The organism is Micromonospora sp. NPDC005252, assembly GCF_042872475.1.
In the GTDB taxonomy this organism is placed as follows: Bacteria; Actinomycetota; Actinomycetes; order Mycobacteriales; family Micromonosporaceae; genus Micromonospora.
The window spans coordinates 152,053-172,555 of record NZ_JBIAKN010000005.1 but is presented as its reverse complement, the minus strand read 5'-3'; the positions used below and the strand labels follow the sequence as shown (position 1 = coordinate 172,555).

Sequence of the window (20,503 nt, the reverse complement as noted above, 5' to 3'; positions counted from 1 at the left end):
AACGTTCATGACCACACCGCGCCGAACCGCCACCGCCCTGACCGCCGTCCTGCTGCTGATCCTGACCATCGCGGCCCCCGCCCAGGCCGCCACCCCCGCCACCAGGTCGCCCGTCTCCGGGTCGTTGGGCACCTACAACATCTCCGGGGTGTACGTCGCCGGTGTGTCCTCCGGTGGCTACATGGCGACCCAGCTGCACGTCGCCTACTCGTCCCGGATCCGGGGCGCTGCCGTCTTCGCGGCGGGCCCGTACTACTGCTCGCAGAACACCGTTGCCCAGGCGCTCTACGGCTGCGGTGACAACCTGTACCCGACGAACGTGTCCGCCCTGCAGACGTACACCCGGACCTGGGCGACGTACGGCTGGGTCGACCCGGTCGGCAACCTCTCCGGCGACCCGGTGTACGTGTTCCACGGCGCCAACGACACCTCCGTCAAGAAGTCCGTCACCGACGACCTGGTCCGCTACTACCAGCACTTCGGGGCCAGCGTGCAGTACGACAGCGGCTCGGCCGCCGGTCACTCGTGGGTCACGCCGTACGGCACGTCGGGGTGTACGGCCACCGCGTCGCCGTTCCTCAACGACTGCGGCACCGACCCGCAGAACGCCCTGCTGCGCAAGCTGCTCGGCGGGGTGAACGCGCCCAATACCGCGGCTCTCGGTGGCACGCTCGTGCGCTTCGACCAGAACACCTTCGCGGTCAACGGCTGGGCCAACGGGCTGAGCATGGACGCCAACGGCTTCGCCTACGTCCCGTCGGCCTGCGCCGCCGGGCAGTCGTGTCGGCTGCTGGTCGCCCTGCACGGCTGCGCCCAGGGGTACGGGTCGGTGGGCACGGCGTTCGTCGACCGGGCAAACCTCAACCAGTACGCGGACACCAACAACCTGGTAGTGCTCTACCCGCAGGCGGGCACGGCCCTGAGCAACCCGAACGGCTGCTGGGACTGGTGGGGCTACCTGGGCGCGACCAACTTCCCGATTAAGGGCGGCGCGCAGGTGGAGTCCATCATGAACATGGTCCGCCGGCTGGACGGCTGAGGGTGGTGGCTCACCGCCGCTGTCACCGAATGCCCGGCACCGCCGCCTGACGGTTGCCGTCACCGGCCGCCGGGGTGCGGAAGCGGGGCGCGGCGGCGGTGAGCACCGCGGCTGTCGCCGGGACGGACCACCCGTCGGTCAACTCCGCCACCAGGGTGTCGACCAGCCGGGTCACGGCCGGCTCGGCACCCTGGTGCAACGCCTCGGCGGCGATCAGCACCGACGAGGTGCCCGCCCGTACGGCGGACCACGCGCTCTGCCGGTTCGTCCACCGCCGGGCGTGCGCCCGCCCGACGGAGTCGACGAAGGTGACCTCGCCCGGGTCGGGGTGCTCGGTGTCGCCGGCGAAACTCAGGTACGTCTCGTCGCCGTGCGCCGGCCGGACCACCAGGTCGCCGTCGACCCGGTCCAGGTCGAGAACGGCGATGGGGATGGCGTAGGCCGCCGAGACGGCGTTGCAGAGATCGACCAGCGGGTGCACGCGGGGCAGTTCGCCGTCCAGACGTAGCCGGCGCAGCAGGGCTTCGGCCGCGCACCGGTACTTGGTGGGTCGTAATCCCATGGCCGCGTACGCCCGCCGCCACGCCTGGATCTCCCCGAAGGTGCTCTCGGCGCCGTCGGCCAACCGCTTCCGGGCGAGGGCGAGGTAGCCGGCCGTGCGCTGCGCCACGTCGGCCGTGGCGGTGATCCCGGTCGCGTGCACCACGCCGGCGACCAGGTCGGGATGTGCGGCGCGAAGCTGCGCCGAGTGCTCGAACTGCATCAGGCTCCCTATCGTTCGGTGAGGGCGAGCGTCACGCCGAGCGCGACGAACGTGCCGGCGACGGACCGGCGCAGCCAGTCGGTGACGCGGGGGCGGGTCAGCACCCGGTCCCGCAGGCGGGCGGCGAAGACGCCGTAGCCGCTGAACACCACGAAGGTGAGCAGCATGAACACCACGCCGCAGGCGAGCATCGCCCGGGCCGAGCCCGGGGCGGTGGTGTCCACGAACTGCGGGAGGAACGCGACGAAGAACAGCGTCGGCTTCGGGTTGAGCAGGTTGACCAGCACACCGGAGACGATCACCCGGGCCGCCGAGCGGGGTGGGCGGTCGCTCGTCGCCGCGAAGGCGCTGCGGTCGCGGATCGTCGACCAGCCCAGATAGAGCAGGTAGCCGACGCCCAGGTACCGGACGGCCTCGAACGCCGTGGCGCTCGCCTGCAACAGCGCCGCCAGCCCGGTCAACGCCGCCAGCAGATGCGGCACCACGCCCAGCGTGCAGGCGAACGCGGCCAGCACGCCGGCCCGGGCGCCCCGGGACAGTCCGGCGGAGACGGTGAAGAACACCCCGGTGCCGGGGGTGATCACCACGATCAGGGCGGTGATCAGAAAGGGGATGCTCACGGTCGTCCTCCGGCGGAGTCGGGCGGGGTGTCTACGGCCCACTCTGCTGCCAAGATGGTCCGGTGAGCAGGGCCAAAGCGAACGACTCCGAGAGGTCCATAACGGCCGGGTCGGATTTTCTGCACCTCACCGTCGCCGACGCGCCCCCCGGCGGGCGTGCCGACTGGCTCGCCGGCCGGCTACGCCAGGCGATCGCCGAGGGGCGGGTGCCGATCGGCGCTCGACTCCCCGCCACCCGGGTGCTCGCCGCCGACCTCGGCGTCTCCCGGGGCGTGGTCACCGAGGCGTACCAGCGGCTCACCGAGGAGGGGCATCTCACCGGCCGGGGCCGGGCCGGAACGGTGGTCGTCGGCGCCCCGGGGGCGCCGCCCGCGCCGCCGCCCGCCCCGGCCGCGCCGGCGGAACCGGCCGCGCTCTTCCCACCGACGCCCGGCAGCGACATCTTCGACGCGGTACGCGCGGCCCGCGCGACGATCGACCTGACTCCCGGCGTACCCGACCTGACCGCCTTTCCCCGCGCGGACTGGCTGCGGTCGGAACGGGCCGTGCTCCGCCGTGTCGCCGCGGCGGACCTCGGTTACGGCGACCCGTGCGGCGCGCCCGCGCTGCGCGGGGCCGTCGCCACCTGGCTGGCCCGCAACCGGGGCATCACCGTCGACCCGGTCGACGTGATCATCGTGGCCGGGGTGTCCCAGGCGGTCGGGCTCCTCGCCCAGGCGCTCCGCCCGGCCGGCATCGATCGCATCGCGGTCGAGGAGCCGGGCTCGCTCGGCGTACGGCAGCACCTGAACAACTGGCAGGTCGTCACCCCGCCGATCAGCGTGGACGACGCCGGGCTGCGCGTCGACGAACTGGTCGCCAGCGGCCTGCGCGCGGTGTTGCTCACGCCCGCGCACCAGTTCCCGACCGGCGTGGTGCTCGACGGTGACCGGCGCCGCCAACTCCTCGACTGGGCGCGGGCCGGCGGTCTGATCATCGAGGACGACTACGACGCCGAGCACCGCTACGACCGGCCCCCGGTACCGGCGCTGCGGGGCCTGCTGCCCGAGCAGGTCTGCTACGCCGGAAGCGTGTCCAAACTGCTCGCCCCGGCGCTGCGGGTCGGCTGGCTGCTCGTGCCGAGGCGATTGCGGGCGGCGGTGGTGGCCGCCAAACGCAACGCCGATCTGGGCAACGCGGTGCTGCCGCAGCTGGTCCTGGCGGAGCTGATGACCTCCGGCGCGCTGGAGCGGCACCTGCGGCTGCTGCGCCGCCGGCACACCCGCCGCCGGGACGCGATGATCGCCGCCCTGGCCCGGCACCTGCCGACTGCCACGGTGCACGGCGCCGCGGCCGGGCTGCACCTGACGATCACCCTGGACGACGCCGCCGTGGCGGACACGGAGGTGGCGGCGGCGACGCTGGCGCGCGGGGTGAAGGTGCAGCCCCTGTCCTGGCACTGCCAGCGGCCACACCGGCCCGGCCTGGTGCTCGGCTACGCGGCCCGGACGGCGACGGAGATCGACGAGGGCGTCGCCGCCATCGCCGCCGCGCTGCGGCCGACCGGTCGGCCGGCTCGCTCAGCCCAGGAAGAGCTGGACGAGCACGAGCACGGCCAGCAGCGCCGGCCCGCGTGAGCCCTGGCGCAGCAGGTCGACCGGGACCATCCCGAACGGCGTGTTGACCGTCGCGCCGCCGTAGTTGATCGGCGGGCGGGTGCCGGCCCGCCAGGCGGCGGCCACCACCCCGACCGCCAGCGTCGGCGCGAGCCAGGTCGGTCCGGCGTCGAGGGTCGGCAGACTCGGCAGGGTCAGCAGCCACCACACGCCCGCGCCGACCGCCGGCACCACCACGTGGATTCCGCGCAGCGCCGCGTCGCTGCCACCGAGCGCCCGGCGCAGCCCGGGTGACCGACTGACCGCGCGCAGGCCACCGGTGAGCCGGTCGGTGGCGAAGTAGGCGAACACCACCTGAGTGGCCCCGGCGAGCCCCGGCAGGGCGAGCGCGGCGGCGTACTGGACGCCGATCAGCCCGGCCCAGATCAGCAGAGCGCTGGGGTGGCGGCGCAGGCGGCGTACGTCGGCCTGCAGCAGCGCCCACCACGCCGGGCCGGGCAGGAAGCGGCGGCTGCGGACCCGGCCGATGCGCCGCCACCGCCGGCTCTCCACCAGGCTGGTGAGCATGCTCGGGTCGAGCAGGATCGTGGCCGTCGCGGCGGCGTTGGCGAACTGCGCGCCGGTCGTCAGCGTGGCCCGGTCCACCCGGGGCAGCGCGCGCACGGCGAGAACCGTGCCGAGGACCGCGAGGGGCACCCCGACCGCGACCAGCGCGCCGGTCGGCAGCGCCGCCGGCCGGGGCAGTTCGTCGCCGAGGCGACCGGCGATCACCACCACTGTCGCGACGACGGCGGCCGTCACCATCGGCGCCGCCCCGACCACCGTCGGCCAGCGGCGGCCCGCCCGGCTGCTCTGGGCGACGACGCTCAGGGCGAGCGCGGCGGCGCCCCACCCGGCGCCGGCCGCCGCGGCCCAGCCCACGGCGCCCAGCTGGGTGACGCCGCCCAGCACGGCCACGGCGACCGCGAGCAGCGCCGTGCCGGCCGCCGCGCCCGCCAGCAGGACGCCGAGGCGCGGCGCCAGCCAGGCCCGCCGGTCGACCGGGGCGCTGGTCACCCAGCTCTGGGTGGCCGGGGTCACCAGCAGCGGGCCGAGCGCGCGCAGACCCCGCCAGGCGAGCCCCGCGCCAGCCAGCAGCGCGGCGACCGCCAGCCACCAGCGCACCCCCTCGTCGGCGCGGCCGACGTTGGGGGAGACCAGCACGTCGCGGCTGGCGCTGACCGCGAACCAGCCGTACATGCCCACGAAGAGCACGATGACGTACGCGTCGCCCAGCACGTCGCCGAGGGAATGCTCGTGGTGGCGGCGGCGGGCCCGGCGCAGGTGCGTACGCACCTGCCGGGCGGTGGGCAGTCCGGCGGGTGTCTCGGCGATCGTGGCCGGCGGGGCGCTCACCGACCGATCTCGATCCGCTCGTCGACCACCGCGTCGATCAGCTCCGGGTCGTGCGAGGCCAGCAGCACGGCGGTGCCGGCGTCCCGTTCCCGGCGCAGCCGATCGGCCAGCCACTGCCGGCCGCGTACGTCCAACCGCTGCTCCGGCTCGTCCAGGATCAGCACCCGTCGTGGGCGTACGAAGCACGACGCCAGCGCCAGCCGGCGGCGCTGCCCACTGGACAGGGTCACCGGCAGCTGGTCGCGGGCCGGCTCCAGGCCCAGCTCGGCGAGCACCTCCTCGACCGGCTCGGCGTCGCCCCCGTGGGCGTACGCGACCAGCTCCAGGTGCTCGACCACCGACAGGTCGGGGAAGAAGTCGATGTCATCCAGGGCGGCCGCGACCAGTGCCCGCACCTGCGGATCGGTCTCGTCGGCCCGGCGGCCCTGCACCAGCACCTCACCGGCGTCCGGACGGTCGGCGCCGACCACGCACCGCAGCAGGGTGGTCTTGCCGCTGCCGTTGGGGCCCAGCAGCACCGCGATCCGACCCGCCGCCAGCGTGAAGCTCACGTCGTCGAGCACGACCAGGTTGCCGAAGTTGCGGCTGAGTCCCCGCACCGAGAGAGCGTCCACGGTCACACACTCTCCCAGACCCGTGCCACCGGCCAACGCGAGCGATGGACATCACGCCGGCCCGGCGGGCCACGCGGTTCAGAGGCCGGCCGGCGGCGCGTCGGCGTCCTGCTCCAGGCGGTCGTCCGCGGCGGCCAGGGCCCGGTCGTCGGCGACCTCCTCGGCCACCGTCGCCGCGTCCGCCCAGAGCCGCCGCGCCTCGGCCCCGTCGCCCAGCGCGGCGGCGGCGTCGCCCAGGTACAGCAGGGTGCGGCCCAGCCCCGCCGTGGGCCGGGCCTCCGCCCGCAGCCGCCGGCTCTCGGCCAGCAGCTCGTACGCCGCCCGCGCCTGCCCCGGCGTGCTGGTCAGCAGCGTCGCGCCGGCGTTGAGCAGCGCCGCGGCGCGGCTGGTCGGGTCGTTGACCGACTCGTACTCGCGCAGGGCGGCCCGCCACGCCTGCGCCGCGTCCAGGTGCTCGCCGAGGGTCGCGTGCACCAGCACCAGGTTGGTCAGCGCCGCGGCGTAGCCGCGCGCGTCACCCACCGACCGGAACGTGTTCGCCGCCCGCACCAGGTGGTGGTGCGCGCTGTCCAGCTCACCCCGGGCCAGTTGCGCCGCGCCCAGGCCCAGGTCGGTGAGGGCATGCCCGGCGCGGTCCGCCGACGAGCGGTGCCGGCGGGACAGCTCCAGGTGCTCCACCGCGTCGTCGAGCTGCCCGAGATCGAGCAGGGCCAGGCCGAGGTTCATCCGTGCCTGGGCGGTGCCCCGCCGGCCGCGCTCGGCCACCGCGAGGGTGAGCGCCGCCGCCGCGCCCTGCGGGTCGTGCCGGCGTCGGCGCAGCACACCCAGCTCGTTGTGCGCCCACCCGGCGATCTCCGGCCGGTCGTCGGCGGTCGGGGTGGCCAGGACCGTGCGGCAGACCTGCTCCCACTCGTCGAGCCGCTCGACGTGCGCGAGCCACCCGCACAGCGCCACGGCCAACCGGAACCACCACCGGCGGACCCGACGGGGCAGCGTCTCGGCCGCTCCGGCCGGCACCCGGACCACCGCCAGCAGCAGCTCCTGGTGCAGGTCGAACCAGCCGTACGGGTCGTCGTCGAGCGGCAGCGACCACTCCCGGTCCGGCGGGGAGCCGAGCACGGCCAGGTTGGCCGCGTGTCTCTCGGCCCGGCGGGCCAGGTGCCGGGTGAGCCGGGCCTGCGCGGCGACCCGGGAGCGGGCCGGCTCGGCGTCGCGCAGGTGCAGCCGGGCGTTCGCGGCGAGCAGCGGGCGGACCTCGTACCGGTCGCCGCTCGCGCCGACCACGAACGCGGCGGCGGCCAACTCATCGAGAAGCGCGCTCACCCGCTCGGGATGGCGGCGGGCCAGCGCGGCGATGGTCGGCCGGTCCACCGGGGCGGGGGTCAGCGACATCAGCCGGTACAGCCGACGCGCCTCGCGGGTCAGCGCCCGGTACGCGGTGTCCCGTTCGGTGACGAGCTGGGCCGCCGGCGAGACGGCGACGCGCTGGTGCGGCGGGGTGCGCACCGCACGCCGCAGTGCGTCCAGCACGTCGGAGTGCCGCCAGCCGTGCTGGGCGGTGCGGTAACCGAGCGCCCGCACGGTGCGGGGCTGCCGCCCGCACAGGTCGACGATCTCGCGTACCGCCGGGTCGGTGCGCGGGTCGGCGCGGCGGATCCGGGCGGCGGGAGCGGCCCCACCGGCCGCCGCGAACAGCTCGACCGCCTCCTGGGGACCGGGCTCGGCGATCCAGTGCTCCACCACGCCGCCCAGGCCGCTGAGCGCGGGGCCGCCGGCCAGCAGCAGCCGGCAGGTGCGGGCGGTCGGCGGCAGCAACGCGCGGACCTGCTCGGGACGGTCGACGTTGTCCAGCACCAGCAGGATCTTGCGACCGTCGAGCTTGCGGCGCAGCGCGGCGGCGGCGGCCGCGAGGGCGTCCGGGCGGCCCGACGTCGGTGGCGCGGTGCCCAGGACGCCCGCCAGCGCGGTGAGCACCTGCCGCGCGGAGCGGGGACGACCACCGCGGCGCAGGTCGAAATGGTACTGCCCGTCCGGGAAGTCCTCCCGGCACAGGTTCGCCGCCTGGACGGCGCAGGCAGACGTGCCCACCGCCCGCCGGCCCAGCACCGCCACCGCGTGCTCGCGGGCGAGCAGGTCGAGCACCGCCCGGACGTGCTCCTCGCGGCCGGCGAACCCGGCCGTGTACGGCAGGGTGGGCACGTCGGTCAGCGGTGTGGTGACGACGTCGGTGGGCTCCGGGCCGGTCTCCCGGACGGCACGTCGTCGGCGCAGCTCGAACACCACGAAACCGACGCCGCCGAGGACCGCCACCACGATGCTTGCCGGGCCGAGCACACTTGCCGCGAACTCGGACAGCAGGTTGCTGGCCAGGTTGCCGAACACGCCGCTGAGCAGCGTGCCGATCGTCACGAGCACCGGCCAGCGCGGCGTCCGGCCGGGACCGGTGGGGCCGGTCACCGCACGCCCCCGGAGACCAGCCCGGCGACGAGCTGCCGTCGGGCGAGCACCATCAGCACCACCGGAAGCACCGAGGCGAGCACCGACCCGGCGGCCAGGACGCCACTGTTGGACACGAAACCGCGGCTCTGCCCGGCCAGGAACAGCCCGAGCGGGGTGGCCTCCGGCCCGCTGAACAGCAGGCCCACGGCCAGGTCGTTCCAGACCTGGACGAATTCCAGCACCGAGACGGCGATCACGGCCGGCAGGTTGTGCCGGGCCAGCCGGTGCAGGGTGCCCCACCAGCGCCGACCGCCCAGCCGGGCGCCCCGCACCTGCTCGGCCGGCAGGTCGGCGAACGCGTTGCGCAGCACCAGCACCGCGAACGGCACCCCCAGCGCCACGTGCACCAGGGCCAGCCCGCGGGCGGTGCCGGAGGAGAGCACCACGCCGAGCACCTCGTTGACCGGCCCGGCGATCACCTGCACCGGGACGACTGTGGCGGCCATCAGCAGCAGCCCGGTCGCCTGCGCGGCCGGCCCGGTCAGCCACGCCAGCGGGTACGCGGCCAGCAGCGCGACGACCAGCACCGAAGCGGTGACAACGGTCGCCAACAGCAGCGTGAAGCCCAGCGCCCGCCACAGCTCGCCGCCACCGAGCAGCGCCGCGTAGGAGCCCGTCCCGGGCGGAGCCGACCACCAGCCGCGTGCGGCGGCGTCCACCTGCCCGTGCGCGGAGGTCGCCACGAGCACCACGAGCGGGATCAGCCAGGCCACCGCGCCGCCCGCGGCGAGCAGCCGGAACAGTCGTCGCGGCGGTGTCGTCGTCGGGGCGGGCCCGGGTGTCGCCTCGACGCGGGGTGGCGGCCACGCCTGGCGGACGAAGAACGCCGCCACCAGCATCCCGGCGACCACCGCCACCAGCCAGACGACGCCGAGCGCGGCGCCCTGCCCGGTGGTGGTGCCGCCCGAGGTCTGCCAGACCCGCAACGCGAGCACCGCCGCGTCGTCGCGGACCGACCCGGGCGTCATGACGAGGATCAGGTCGAAGGTCCGGCTGGTGCCGAGCGCCACCAGCGCGAAGACCACCGCGACGGTGCGCAGCAGCAGCGGTCGCCACTGCGCGTCCCACAGGACGTGTCGTCGGCCGCCGCCGTAGGCGCGGACCGCGTCGGCGAGGCTCGGCGGCAGCCGGTCCAGTGCGGCCCGGAAGACCAGCACGGCCAGACCCACCCACGCCCAGACGAACGCCGACATCAGCGCCACCGTGACCAGGCCCGGCCCGAGCAGTTGCGGCGCGTTGTCGTCCGACCGGCCGGTCAGCCGTGCCGCGAGCAGGGTGGCCAGGCCCCGGGTCGGATCGGGGTCGTACATGAGGCGGAAGGTCACCCCGGTGACGACCAGCGGCAACGCCACCGGCACCAGCAGGATCAGACGGACCAGCCCGCCCTCCTGGGAACGGCGGGACGCCACGGCGAACAGGTAGCCCAGCGCCGTCACCACCGCCGGCACCAGCACCGCCCACAGCACCGTCCGGCCGACCACCGCGCCGGTGCCGGGCGCGGCGAGCGCCGCGCGGAAGTGCTCCGCGCCGACCCAGCGACCGTCGGTGGTGACGCTGGCGTGCAGCGTGCGCAGCACCGGCCACAGCACCAGCGCGCCGAGCAGCAACGCGGCCGGCAGCAGCAGCGCGGAGGTCGCCCCGGCCGCCGGGTAGGCCCGGCCGCGTCGGGGCGGGCCCACGTCGTCCAGCACCGCCAGCTCGCCGAGCACCTTGACCTGGCTCATCGGCCGCCGCCCGCGTCGCGCGCCGCCGCCGCGAGCTGCCCGGTGGCCCGGCGAACCGCCTCACCGGCGGAGACACCGTCGGTGACGTCGGCGAAGAAGTCCTGCATGATCCGCCAGATGCCCACCCCGTCGGAGCCGGTGAACGCCCCGGGCAGTTGGTCGGAGAGGTCGAAGTGCAGGGTGTCGGGGCCGCGCATCTCGCGGGCCAGCTGGCGACGGACCGGGTCGGCGTAGTCGGTGAGCGCGATGGTGGTGTTCGGCGACAGGTAGCCGCCGGCACGCAGCCAGGGCTGGAACGAGTCGGCCCGGGTCAGCCACTCGACCAGCTCCACCCCGCCCCGGGCGTCGGCGAACACCACCGCCACGTCCCCGCCCACGATCAGCGCGCCGCCGCCCGTACCGGCGCTCGGGAACCGGAAGGTGACCGGCTCCTCCGGGCCACGCCGGAACCGGCCGACCACCTCGGCGGTGAAGTCGGCCTCGAAGACCATCACCGCCCGTCGGGAGCGCACCACCTGGATCACCGACTCCTCGTACTGAGTGAGCAGGGCGCGCCGGCCGCCGCCGGGGAAGGCGCCGTCGATGCTCCACAGCTCGGCGAGCCGGTCCAGGGTGTCGCGCACCGGCCGGCCCTGCCAGTCCGCGTCCGGCCCGGCGAGGGCGTCGTAGGCGGTCGGCGCGAGGTCGGCCAGCACGTTCTCGAACCAGTCGGTGAGCACCCAGCCGTCCGCCGCGCCGATCGCCAGCGGCGCCGGGCCGGCGCCGCGCCGGGCGAGCGCGCCGAGGCGGCGGGTCAACGAGACCAGCTCGTCCCAGGTGGTCGGCTGCTCGGGCAGCATCGAGGGCAGGTGCCAGACCAGTGACTTGTGCGCGGCCTTCACCCAGACGCCGTAGCGCTGCCCGTCGGTCATCAGCAGGTCGCTGAGCCCGATGGGCACCGCGTACTCGGTCGAGGGGCGCACCGGGCGCAGCCAACCCCGCTCCGCGTACTCCGTCACCAGGCCGGGGCGCGACAGGATCGCCACGTCCGGCGAGGTGCCCGCGAGGTGTCGGGCGCGCAGGAACGCGTCGATGTCGTTGCCGGCGCTGACCACGCGCACCGGGTGGGGGTAGGTGGCCACGACCTCCCGGAAGCGGTCCAGCTCGCTGCCGCTCCACACCACCGCCACCTGCACCGAGCGGCCGCCGCCGGTACACCCGGCCGCGGTCGCCGCCGCGCCGGCCGCGGCGGCGCGCAGCAGCGTACGCCGGGTGACCCGGCCGGCCGGCGTCACCGCAGCGCCTCGTCGGGCTCGGTGACCAGATCGTGGCGGCGGGGGATCTCGGCGAGCGTGGCCGGGTCGGCGGTGCAGACGAGCACGGCCACCCCCGGCGCGTCCGGAGGCGCCAGTCGGGGCAGCAGGTCGGCGAGGCGACTGCCGCCGGACGGGTCGACGGGCAGGTCGACCACGAGCACCTCGGGCAGGCAGACCGCCGCCCGGGCCAGCGCCACCCGGAAGCGCTGGGCGTCGGAGAGCAGGTGGGGCAGCAGATCCAGCGTCGGCGCCAGCTCCAGCCGGTCCACCACGGTCGCCGTCCAGTCGTCGGCCACCTCGTGCACCCGCTCGCGTTTGCGCTGGCCGTACTCGATGTTGCGGCGCACGGTGAGCTGCGGCAGCAGCGCGCCGCCGGCGGGCACGTACCCGATCTGCCGGCGCGGCGGCGCGAGCGCCGTGACGTCCCGCTCACCGACCATGATCCGCCCGGTGACCGGGGCGGCGAGCCCGGCCAGCACCCGGGCCACGGCCGTGCCGACCCGCGGTGGCGCGACCAGGGCGACCGTCGCGCCGGACGGGACGTCGAGCGTCACGGGCCCGGTGCCGGGGACGGCGACCAGTGCGCGTAGTCGTAGCGTGGCCCTCACCTCCGGTGACCGCTGGTGCCCGTCCCAGAGTGGCACACCCTGCCGACAGTCGATGTCCCGCCGATCTTCCACTGTGGAAGCGGCGGCGGCTACCCGGTCGGCGGGCCGGAGGGGGCGTAGAGGGCGGCCAGCCCGGCGGCGGTGGCGGCCAGGCGGTCGCGGAGCGCGAGCGGGGTGAGCACCTCCACGTCGGCGCCGAGGCGCAGCAGGTCACCGTGGGCGTGGGCGAGCGACTCGATCGGCAGGACGGCGGTCACCCAGCCGTGCGCGTCGGGTGGCCCCGCGCTGGCGTCCACCGCGGACACCACCGGGTCGCTGCCGATCTCCCGCAGTCGTTCCCGGCCGGCGGGGGACAGCCGTACGGTGGCCTCGTCGCGGTGCAGCCGGGCCCGGAACCGCACCACGTGCTCCCGCCACCAGGCCGGCAGGTCGAAGTCGGCCGGTCGGTCGAACTCCTGCGCCAACGGGGTCAGCGCGAGGATCTGGTTGACCCGGTAGGTCGCCGGCTCGGCGCGGCCCGGTCGCGTGGCCACCACGTACCACCGGCCGCCCTTGAGCACCAGGCCGTACGGCTCCAGCACCCGGGTCACCTCGCCGCGCCAGCCGCGGTAGCGCACCTCGACGCGCTGCTGCCGCCAGACGGCCTCGGCCGTGCGGGCCAGCTCGGGGGAGGCGTCGCCGTCGGCGTACCAACCGGGTGTGTCCAGGTGGAAGCGTTGCCGCAGCTGCGTGGCCCGGTCGCGCAGGGGTGCCGGCAGGGCGGCGTGCAGCTTGAGTTGCAGGGCGGCCACCACGTCGCCGTAGCCGAGCTCGTCGGCGGGGCCGGGCAGCCCGGCCAGGAACAGCCGGTCGGCCTCCTCGGCGGTCAGGCCGGTCAGCCGGGTCCGCCAGCCGTCGACCAGCTGGTAGCCGCCGGCGTGCCCGGCCTCGCCGTAGAGCGGGATGCCGGCGGCGTGCAGCGACTCCACATCCCGGTAGATGGTGCGCGGGGAGACCGACAGCCGCTCGGCGAGCTGCGCGGCGGTCAGCCGACCGTGCGACTGGAGCAGCAGCAGGACGGAGAGAAGTCGACTGGCCCGCACTTCACTGACACTAGCTGTCAGGGGAGCCGTCCTACCGTCCCGGCATGGCTTTTCGCGACAAGGATCTACGAACGCTGGCGCCGGTCCTGGTGGACGGTCGGCAGCTCAAGCGCTACCACATCGACCAGCCGGAGCGGCCGATCGAGCCGGAGGTGCAGAAGGCGGCGTACGACCTGCTGCCCGCGCTGCTGGCCGACGTGCCGTCCGACGGCACACCGGCTGCCGGCTGGGTGGTGCTGCACCGGGGCGCGGACACCGGCGCCTACCTGCTGGCGTACACCTGGGTGTGGGACAACGTGGTGGAGGCCCGCGTCGCGGTGGCCGGCCAGCCCGCGCTGGACTGCCCGGACGACGACCCGACCCACTTCGTCGACCTGCGCCGGCCCGGGGTGGGCTGCGTGTGGGAGCTGGCGGTGCTGGAGCACGAGCGGGCCGCCTGGGTCCGGCACATGCTGGTGCCGGAGGCGCCCGACCTGACCGGCTATCTGGATGACACGCGAGCGGAAGGGCCGGTGGGCCGCTGATGGGCGACTTCGACTTCTACGTGGGAACCTGGAACGTGGTCAACCGAAGGCTGCGCGAGCGGCTGACCGGCTGCGACGAGTGGGACGAGTTTCCCGGGGTGTCGGTCGCCCACAGCTTCTTCGGCGGCGGCGGCAACTTCGACGAGATCACCTTCCCGACCAAGGGTTTCTCCGGCGCCACCATCAGGATCTTCGACCCGGCGAGCGAGCAGTGGTCGATCTACTGGATGAACAGCGGTCGCGGGCAGTTGGAGCAGCCGCCGATGGTGGGGCGTTTCGTCGACGGGGTGGGCCGCTTCTACGCCGACGACCAGGACGAGGGTCGGCCGGTCCGGTGCCGGTTCATCTGGTCGGGGATCACCGCGACGACGGCCCGCTGGGAGCAGGCGTTCTCGGTCGACGGCGAACGCACGTGGGAGACGAACTGGATCATGGAATCCACGCGAGCGTCCACGGACTAGCCTGCGGGCCATGCGCAGATGGCGGCGGGTGGATCCGTGGGGCGCCCGGCAGGTGGTCACCGGATTCATGGTGCTGGTCGGGTCGACGATGACGGTGTTCGTGGTTGTCACCGTCGGACGCGGGTTGGCCGAGGGCAGGGTCGACGCAAACGCTGCCCTCGGTCTGACTGGCGCGTTGCTGTTCCTCGGACTGTGGCTGACCTTCGTTCTCCGGATGTACCTGGCCGGGATCTACGTCAACGACGAGGGCGTACGGCTGCGGCACGTGTTCCGCACGCGGACCCTGCCCTGGTCGGAGGTGACCGGCTTCGAGGCGCGTCCCGCGCTGCTCCTCGGCGGGCCCACCGGGCGCGACGCCTGCTGGGTGCTGACGACCGACGGGGCGTTCGAGTCGGCGGTGCAGCGGCGTTCCAGGACGGCGAGCCTGCGCAAGAACAACGGCCCGGTGCTCTCCGCCGACGACTTCGCGCGGATGCTCGCCCGGCTCGACGCCGAGCGGGCCGCCCACCGCTACGGTCAGCGCGGCGGCTCGGCGTCGGTCTCGCGTTAGGTGCCAGGTGTCCGGGGCGGTGTTAGTGTCCGTCCACCGCCCCGGACGGGAGGAACGCGATGCCCTCCGATCACGTCGACGTGCTCATCATCGGCGCCGGCCTGTCCGGCATCGGCGCCGCCTGCCATCTGCGCCGCGACTGCCCCGACAAGACGTACGCGGTGCTGGAGGCACGCGACGCGGTCGGTGGCACCTGGGACCTGTTCCGCTACCCCGGCATCCGGTCCGACTCGGACATGTTCACCCTCGGCTACTCGTTCCGGCCGTGGACCGACGCCACGGCCATCGCCGACGGCGCGGCCATCCGGGAGTACGTGCGGGAGACCGCCCGGGAGTACGACGTGCAGCGCCACATCCGCTTCTCCCACCGGGTGACGCGCGCCGAGTGGGACAGCGGCACCGCCCGCTGGACGGTGCACGCCCAGCGCACCGACACCGCCGAGACCGTGGTCCTGACCTGCTCGTTCCTGTTCGCCTGCACCGGCTACTACCGCTACGACGAGGGCTACACGCCCGCCCTGCCCGGCGTGGACGCGTACGCCGGGCGGCTGGTGCACCCGCAGCACTGGCCCGACGACCTCGACCACACCGGCCAGCGGGTGGTGGTGATCGGCAGCGGCGCGACCGCCGTGACCCTGGTGCCGGCCCTGGCGCAGCAGGCCGCGCACGTGACGATGCTGCAACGCTCACCCACGTACGTCATCGCCCTGCCCTCGCGCGACCGGCTGGCCGGCGCGTTGCGGCGCTGGCTGCCGGCGAACGCCGCGTATTCCGTGGTGCGGTGGAAGAACGTGCTGCTGTCCACTGTCAACTTCCAGCTCAGCCGACGCGCGCCCGGCCTGGTCAAGCGGCTGCTCCGGCGCGGCGCGAAGCGGCAGCTGCCGGTCGGGTACGACGTCGACAGGCACTTCTCGCCCCGCTACGACCCCTGGGACCAGCGGCTCTGCGTGGTGCCCGACGGCGACCTGTTCACCGCCGTGCAGCAGGGGCGGGCGTCCGTGGTGACCGACACGATCGACACGTTCACCGCGCACGGCGTCCGACTGGCCTCCGGCGATGAGCTGACCGCCGACATCGTGGTGACCGCGACCGGGCTCAACCTGCTCGCCCTCGGTGGCCTGACGCTGCGCGTGGACGGCGTCGACGTCGACCTGCCGAAGACCGTCGCCTACAAGGGCATGATGCTCTCCGGCGTGCCGAACTTCGCGCTGACCATCGGCTACACCAACGCGTCGTGGACCCTCAAGGCCGACCTGGTCGCCGGCTACGTCTGCCGGCTGCTGCGCCACCTGGACCGCACCGGCCAGCAGGTCGTCACCCCGCTTCCACCGCCCGATGCGCAGCGGGTGCCGCTCATCGACCTGCGCTCGGGCTACGTGCTGCGCAGCGTCGACGCGCTGCCCAAGCAGGGCGCGCGGGCACCCTGGCGGCTGTACCAGAACTACGCCCGCGACGTGCTGCTGATGCGGCACGGCCGGCTCAGCGACGAGGGTGTGCGCTTCTCCCGCGGCACCCGTCAGGGAAGGAGCACCGATCGTGCGGAGGTTTGAGTTCGCCGGCGCGACGGCCGTCGTGACCGGCGCGGCCAGTGGCATCGGCGCCGCGTTGGCGCACGGCCTGGCCGCTCGGGGCAGTGACCTGGTGCTGCTGGACCGCGACGCCGAGCGGCTGGACGCCGTCGTCGCCGCCATCCACGCCGCGCACCCGGACCGGCAGGTGCACACGTTCCGGGTGGACCTCGCCGACGCGGTGGCCACCGCCCGGGTCGCGGTCGAGATCGGCCAGCGGCACCCGCGCGTCCGGCTGCTGGTGAACAACGCCGGCGTCGGCCTCGGCGGCCGGTTCGACCAGGTGACGTTCGACGAGTTCAGCTGGGTGATCGACATCAACTTCCGGGCCGTGGCGCAGCTGACCCACGCGCTGCTGCCCGCCCTCAAGGCCGAGCCGGGCGCGCACCTGGTCAACATCTCCAGCCTGTTCGGGTTGATCGCGCCGGCCGGGCAGACCGCGTACGCGGCGAGCAAGTTCGCCGTCCGCGGCCTCACCGAGGCGCTGCGCCACGAACTCGTCGACGACGGCATCGGTGTGACCTCGGTGCATCCCGGCGGGATCCGCACCCGGATCACCGAGAACGCCCGGGTCGGCAGCGGCGTGTCGATCGAGGAGTACACCGCCGGCCGGGCCCAGTTCGAGAAGCTGCTCACCATCGCGCCGGAGCGGGCCGCCGAGGTGATCCTGCGAGGCGTCGAGCGGCGCCGGGGCCGGGTGCTGATCGGCTGGTCGGCGAAGCTGCCCGACCTGCTGGCCCGGATCATGCCGGCCTCGTACAACCGGCTGCTGGTCGTCGGCCTCAACCGGGGCGTCGCCCGCCCGGTGCCGGCCCCGCCGCCGGTCGCGGACCGCACCTGATCACGGAGGGCTGCTGCCCCGCTTCTCCTCCTGCGCCAGCACCGCATCGCGGTGCTCCGGCTCGTCGCGGCGGGCCAGTTCCGCGGCGAGCCGCGGGTCGGCCACCAGCCGGTCCCGGTTGCGGTGCAGGAAGCTCTCGAAACCCCCGGTGTACGGGCAGGCCAGCTCGCCGAGCGCCCGCTCCGGGGTGTAACGGCAGCCGGCGCAGTAGTCGCTGATCTCGTCGATGTCGGTGCCGTCCACCGCGTACGGGCGGGTGTCCACCCTGGCCAGGTCGGCGTACTGGCTCATGCCGATGACCGTCGCGTTCATCACCCAGTCGGTGCCGTCGACGAAGCAGTGCCGGAACCAGTCCGCCACCTCGGTGGGACGCCAGCCGCGCTGCAACGCGTAGTTGCCGAGCACCAGCAGCCGGGGGCTGTGGTGCGTCCACGCCCGGTCCCGGACGGCGGCGAGCACGTCGGCCAGACAGCGCGCCTCCACCGCGTCGGCGTCCAGCTCGGCGAACCACTGCGGCATCGGCTCGGTCGCGGCCAGCCAGTTCGCGCCCCGAAACCGTGGCTCGTAGTACCAGTACAACTGCCAGAGGAACTCCCGCCAACCGAGCAGCCCGCGGATGAACGGCTCCACAGCCGTGCGCGGCGCGGCACCGGACCGCCACGCCTGCTCGGCGGCCCGGACGGCCGGCTCGGGGTGCAGCAACCCCAGGTTGAACGACGACGAGAGCGCCGAGTGCGCGAACAGCGGGTCGTCGGCGCTCATCACGTCGGCGTAGCGGCCGAACCCGGGCAGCCGGTACGTCAGGAAGTGCGCCAGCCGGGCCTGCGCCTCGGCGTGCGTGGCGGGGTGCTGCCGGGGGCCGTCGCGGCCGACGAACCGCACCCCGTCGGCCGCCCACCGGTCCAGATCGCAGCGGACCTGCGCGTCGATGTCGTCCTCGACGATCGGCGGTGGAGGCGGCGGCGTGGCCGGCACGGTCGGGGCCTCCCCCCGGGGCCGACGCGGCGCCGGGGTGCCACCGGACCCGCCGGTTCCCCGGGCCGGGCCGCTCAGCACGTCGTGCCAGCGACGGGCCTGCCGGTAGAAGTCGGCCATCCGCAGCGGGCCCCGGCGGGTGCGGTCCGCCCACGCTGCGAAGTCGGCCTGGCTGGTGATGAAGCCGCGCGGCGGCAGCACGGTCAACCCGGGCACCGAGCGGGCGAACTCCAGCGCGGCCCGGGAGTGCGGATGGCACACCTCCACCGGCTCGGTGACCTGGGCCAGGGCCTCGCGGAACGTGCCGGTACGCAGCAGCAGCGCCCGGTCGCCCAACTCGGCGGCGCGGTGGCGCACGGCGGAGAGGATCAGGTGCGCCTTCTGCCGGTGCATCGGCCGACGACGAAACAGCTCCCGGACCTCCACCAGCAGGACCGGTTGATCGGGGTCGTCGAGGAAATGTGGCCCGAGTTGGTCGGCCAGCAACCATCGGCGGTGAAGCATGCCGCAATTCTGCCCACTTCCGGGCCGTCCCGCGCGCCGGCAGGCCGGGTGGTCGATGCCTGATCCAGATCGGGATCAGGCCGTGCGCGTCGCGGCCGGCCCGGCGTCGCGTCCGCGCAGCAGCGCCGTCAGCGTCACGAGGGCGACCAGCAACACCGCCAGCACCTGCACCGGGGCCGGACCCAGGGGCGCGAGCAGCGCCAACAGGGCGACGACCGGATAGGCGACGACCACAGCGCCGTGCTGCTGGCGGCGAACGAGTAGCACCCAGACGGTCAGCAGGAAGACGGCTATCGGCACCGCCACCGCGTACGCGGCGGTCGTGCCGGAGATGTGCGCGAGGCGCCGCTCGTGGTCCACCGCCACGGGCAGGCCGGCCCCGACCGCGGCGATCGCCCCGAAGATCAGATAGTGGCCGTAACCCCAGATGAGCGAGTACGGCAACCGGGCCGGCGCCTCGACCGGACGGTCGAAGTAGAGCCACCAGAGCGCGAACACGATGAGCGCGCCGGCCGCCGCGAGCGCCCAGAGACCGTGGTCGCCCGCGTCGAGCCCGGTCTGGATCGCCACCGAGATCGCCAGCACCGCCTCGCCGAGCACGATCAGCGTGAACAGTCCGTACCGCTCGCCGATGTGTCCGGGGTGCCACGGCGTCATCCCGGAACGCTCGGCCACCGCGGGCACCAGCAGATCGGCGAGCGCCAGCAGCACGAACGCCGCGATGCCCCAGCCGTCGGGCAGCGCCAGCCGCAGCAGCCAGCCGAGCTGCACCACTGTCACGCCGATCGCGTAGCGGCGTGCCGCCGCGCGGTGCGCCGGATCGCCGGCGGCCGCCCGGATCCACTGCGTGACGGCGGCCAGCCGCATCACCACGTACCCGTAGGTGATGACGGTGAAGTCGCCGTCGGCGAACGCCCGCGGCACCCCGGCCGCCAGGATCAACGCCCCGGTGATCTGCACCAGCGTGGTGATCCGGTAGACGTCGTCGTCGGTGTCGTACGCCGAGGCGAACCAGGTGAAGTTCATCCACGACCACCAGATCGCGAAGAACACCATCAGGTAGCTGGTCAGCGCGTGGGCGAGGTGGTCCTCGGCTACGTCGTGGTGCAGGCTGGTCGCCGCCTGCGCCACGGCCACCACGAAGCACAGGTCGAAGAAGAGCTCCAGCGGGGTGGCGGCACGGTGCGGCTCGTCGCGCCGGCGGGGCCTCATCGGCCGGTAGAAGGGCCGCACCGAACGACTGTGGGTCACCGCAGCTCCTCAGGCCGACCGCCGGGTCGCCCACACGATAACGGGCCGCGGCGACGCGATCCGCCCAGGTCAACCGCGCCGACGGCCGTGGGTCAGCCCCTCCAGCACCAGGGTCAGGCCGGCGCCGACCAACCAGACGTCCTTGGCCAGCCCGACGCCCTGCTGGGTCGGCCGTATGCTGCCCGGCTCGCGCATCCCGGGCGTCTTCAGGTACAGCTGCACGAGGCCCGCGCCGAACGCGGTCAGGCCGAGCCCCACCAGGGGTGCCGGGACGAACGGCGCGAGCAGCGCGGCTCCCAGGGCGATCTCGGAGTACGACAGCAGCTTGCCGAACCGCGAGGGCTCCAACTGACCGAGCTGCGGCATGGCCGCCACCGCCATCCCGTGCATGGCCTGCGCGGCCTCGCCCTCCAGGTTCCGCTTGCCCAGACCCGAGTTGAGAATGTACGCGCCGATGCTGGCCCGCAGCGGCAGGTGCGCGATTTTCATTGTCGCTCCCGGTGGTCGTGGTCCGAATTGTGGCCCGCGTACCCCGCGTGACCCCTGATAACCCGCCCGCCCGTCCGACTGGGCCGACCGTGGTGATCGCGGTAGG

19 protein-coding genes are annotated in these 20,503 nt (G+C 74.5%); 7 read left to right on the top strand and 12 right to left on the bottom strand.

The features are described from left to right. Positions 1–7 precede the first annotated feature (7 nt). Complete coding sequence (locus ACFYPH_RS16885; RefSeq protein ID WP_363938177.1) at positions 8–1,039, top strand: PHB depolymerase family esterase; 1,032 nt, start codon at positions 8–10, stop codon at positions 1,037–1,039. 22 nt (positions 1,040–1,061) lie between these two features. Here the strand turns inward: ACFYPH_RS16885 and ACFYPH_RS16880 are convergent, their stop codons facing one another. Both ACFYPH_RS16880 and ACFYPH_RS16875 read right to left on the bottom strand, forming a co-directional pair. Further along, the gene (locus ACFYPH_RS16880) at positions 1,062–1,802 is read right to left on the bottom strand and encodes a phenylalanine--tRNA ligase beta subunit-related protein (RefSeq protein ID WP_355068289.1); all 741 of its coding nucleotides are present in this window, start codon (positions 1,800–1,802) and stop codon (positions 1,062–1,064) included. Positions 1,803–1,810: 8 nt separating this feature from the next. Then, positions 1,811–2,422, bottom strand: coding sequence for a LysE family translocator (locus ACFYPH_RS16875; RefSeq protein WP_387182636.1), 612 nt, complete (start codon positions 2,420–2,422; stop codon positions 1,811–1,813). A gap of 62 nt (positions 2,423–2,484) precedes the next feature. Between ACFYPH_RS16875 and ACFYPH_RS16870 the strand changes: the two genes are divergently transcribed. After that, positions 2,485–4,038, top strand: coding sequence for a PLP-dependent aminotransferase family protein (locus tag ACFYPH_RS16870; protein WP_355136887.1), 1,554 nt, complete (start codon positions 2,485–2,487; stop codon positions 4,036–4,038). Here ACFYPH_RS16870 and ACFYPH_RS16865 read toward each other — a convergent pair. From ACFYPH_RS16865 to ACFYPH_RS16835, 7 genes are all read right to left on the bottom strand, one after another. Continuing rightward, the gene (locus tag ACFYPH_RS16865) at positions 3,982–5,412 is read right to left on the bottom strand and encodes a DUF6297 family protein (RefSeq protein ID WP_387182633.1); all 1,431 of its coding nucleotides are present in this window, start codon (positions 5,410–5,412) and stop codon (positions 3,982–3,984) included. The two genes, ACFYPH_RS16870 and ACFYPH_RS16865, sit on opposite strands and share 57 nt — an antisense overlap. Next, on the bottom strand, positions 5,409–6,011 hold the full coding sequence (locus ACFYPH_RS16860; RefSeq protein WP_387182630.1) for an ATP-binding cassette domain-containing protein: 603 nt from the start codon (positions 6,009–6,011) through the stop codon (positions 5,409–5,411). Before ACFYPH_RS16860 ends, ACFYPH_RS16865 begins: the two co-directional genes overlap by 4 nt. 93 nt (positions 6,012–6,104) lie before the next feature. Beyond that, entirely contained in the window at positions 6,105–8,483 is a 2,379-nt protein-coding gene (locus tag ACFYPH_RS16855; RefSeq protein WP_387182628.1) for a tetratricopeptide repeat protein, read from the bottom strand. Next, positions 8,480–10,249, bottom strand: coding sequence for a hypothetical protein (locus ACFYPH_RS16850; RefSeq protein ID WP_354861298.1), 1,770 nt, complete (start codon positions 10,247–10,249; stop codon positions 8,480–8,482). The genes ACFYPH_RS16855 and ACFYPH_RS16850 overlap by 4 nt, the downstream gene beginning before the upstream one ends. Then, a complete protein-coding gene (locus tag ACFYPH_RS16845; RefSeq protein WP_387182625.1) occupies positions 10,246–11,523 on the bottom strand; it encodes an extracellular solute-binding protein in 1,278 nt (425 codons plus the stop codon). Before ACFYPH_RS16845 ends, ACFYPH_RS16850 begins: the two co-directional genes overlap by 4 nt. Continuing rightward, complete coding sequence (locus tag ACFYPH_RS16840) at positions 11,520–12,098, bottom strand: ATP-binding cassette domain-containing protein (protein WP_387182622.1); 579 nt, start codon at positions 12,096–12,098, stop codon at positions 11,520–11,522. The genes ACFYPH_RS16845 and ACFYPH_RS16840 overlap by 4 nt, the downstream gene beginning before the upstream one ends. A gap of 143 nt (positions 12,099–12,241) precedes the next feature. Then, positions 12,242–13,234: a helix-turn-helix transcriptional regulator gene (locus ACFYPH_RS16835; RefSeq protein ID WP_387182619.1), complete on the bottom strand. Its 993-nt coding sequence runs from the start codon at positions 13,232–13,234 to the stop codon at positions 12,242–12,244. A gap of 44 nt (positions 13,235–13,278) precedes the next feature. On the opposite strand from ACFYPH_RS16835, the gene ACFYPH_RS16830 reads away from it, so the two are divergent. From ACFYPH_RS16830 to ACFYPH_RS16810, 5 genes are read left to right on the top strand one after another with little or no spacing between them, the layout of a single operon-like run. Continuing rightward, positions 13,279–13,758 carry a hypothetical protein gene (locus ACFYPH_RS16830; protein ID WP_387182616.1) on the top strand — a complete coding sequence of 160 codons (480 nt, stop codon included), beginning with the start codon at positions 13,279–13,281 and terminating at the stop codon, positions 13,756–13,758. Next, positions 13,758–14,219, top strand: coding sequence for a hypothetical protein (locus ACFYPH_RS16825; RefSeq protein WP_387182613.1), 462 nt, complete (start codon positions 13,758–13,760; stop codon positions 14,217–14,219). Before ACFYPH_RS16830 ends, ACFYPH_RS16825 begins: the two co-directional genes overlap by 1 nt. Before the next feature lie 10 nt (positions 14,220–14,229). After that, on the top strand, positions 14,230–14,769 hold the full coding sequence (locus ACFYPH_RS16820; protein ID WP_387182610.1) for a PH domain-containing protein: 540 nt from the start codon (positions 14,230–14,232) through the stop codon (positions 14,767–14,769). 59 nt (positions 14,770–14,828) lie between these two features. After that, positions 14,829–16,319 carry a flavin-containing monooxygenase gene (locus ACFYPH_RS16815; protein WP_387182607.1) on the top strand — a complete coding sequence of 497 codons (1,491 nt, stop codon included), beginning with the start codon at positions 14,829–14,831 and terminating at the stop codon, positions 16,317–16,319. After that, positions 16,306–17,178: an SDR family NAD(P)-dependent oxidoreductase gene (locus ACFYPH_RS16810; RefSeq protein WP_387182604.1), complete on the top strand. Its 873-nt coding sequence runs from the start codon at positions 16,306–16,308 to the stop codon at positions 17,176–17,178. Before ACFYPH_RS16815 ends, ACFYPH_RS16810 begins: the two co-directional genes overlap by 14 nt. Here ACFYPH_RS16810 and ACFYPH_RS16805 read toward each other — a convergent pair whose 3' ends face one another. The 3 genes from ACFYPH_RS16805 to ACFYPH_RS16795 form a co-directional block, all read right to left on the bottom strand. Then, on the bottom strand, positions 17,179–18,657 hold the full coding sequence (locus ACFYPH_RS16805; protein ID WP_387182601.1) for a cryptochrome/photolyase family protein: 1,479 nt from the start codon (positions 18,655–18,657) through the stop codon (positions 17,179–17,181). It abuts the gene before it with no gap. Positions 18,658–18,732: 75 nt separating this feature from the next. Then, complete coding sequence (locus tag ACFYPH_RS16800; protein WP_387182598.1) at positions 18,733–19,908, bottom strand: low temperature requirement protein A; 1,176 nt, start codon at positions 19,906–19,908, stop codon at positions 18,733–18,735. A 69-nt stretch (positions 19,909–19,977) separates the two neighbouring features. Beyond that, on the bottom strand, positions 19,978–20,397 hold the full coding sequence (locus ACFYPH_RS16795) for a hypothetical protein (protein WP_387182595.1): 420 nt from the start codon (positions 20,395–20,397) through the stop codon (positions 19,978–19,980). Between the last annotated feature and the right edge of the window lie 106 nt (positions 20,398–20,503).

Bases quoted from the DNA above. Each gene is read 5' to 3' on its own strand.
- ACFYPH_RS16830 (WP_387182616.1), top strand. From the start codon at position 13,279: ATGGCTTTTCGCGACAAGGATCTACGAACGCTGGCGCCGGTCCTGGTG.
- ACFYPH_RS16885 (WP_363938177.1), top strand. From the start codon at position 8: ATGACCACACCGCGCCGAACCGCCACCGCCCTGACCGCCGTCCTGCTG.
- ACFYPH_RS16850 (WP_354861298.1), bottom strand. From the start codon at position 10,249: ATGAGCCAGGTCAAGGTGCTCGGCGAGCTGGCGGTGCTGGACGACGTG.
- ACFYPH_RS16795 (WP_387182595.1), bottom strand. From the start codon at position 20,397: ATGAAAATCGCGCACCTGCCGCTGCGGGCCAGCATCGGCGCGTACATT.
- ACFYPH_RS16825 (WP_387182613.1), top strand. From the start codon at position 13,758: ATGGGCGACTTCGACTTCTACGTGGGAACCTGGAACGTGGTCAACCGA.
- ACFYPH_RS16880 (WP_355068289.1), bottom strand. From the start codon at position 1,802: ATGCAGTTCGAGCACTCGGCGCAGCTTCGCGCCGCACATCCCGACCTG.
- ACFYPH_RS16805 (WP_387182601.1), bottom strand. From the start codon at position 18,657: ATGCTTCACCGCCGATGGTTGCTGGCCGACCAACTCGGGCCACATTTC.
- ACFYPH_RS16815 (WP_387182607.1), top strand. From the start codon at position 14,829: ATGCCCTCCGATCACGTCGACGTGCTCATCATCGGCGCCGGCCTGTCC.
- ACFYPH_RS16820 (WP_387182610.1), top strand. From the start codon at position 14,230: ATGCGCAGATGGCGGCGGGTGGATCCGTGGGGCGCCCGGCAGGTGGTC.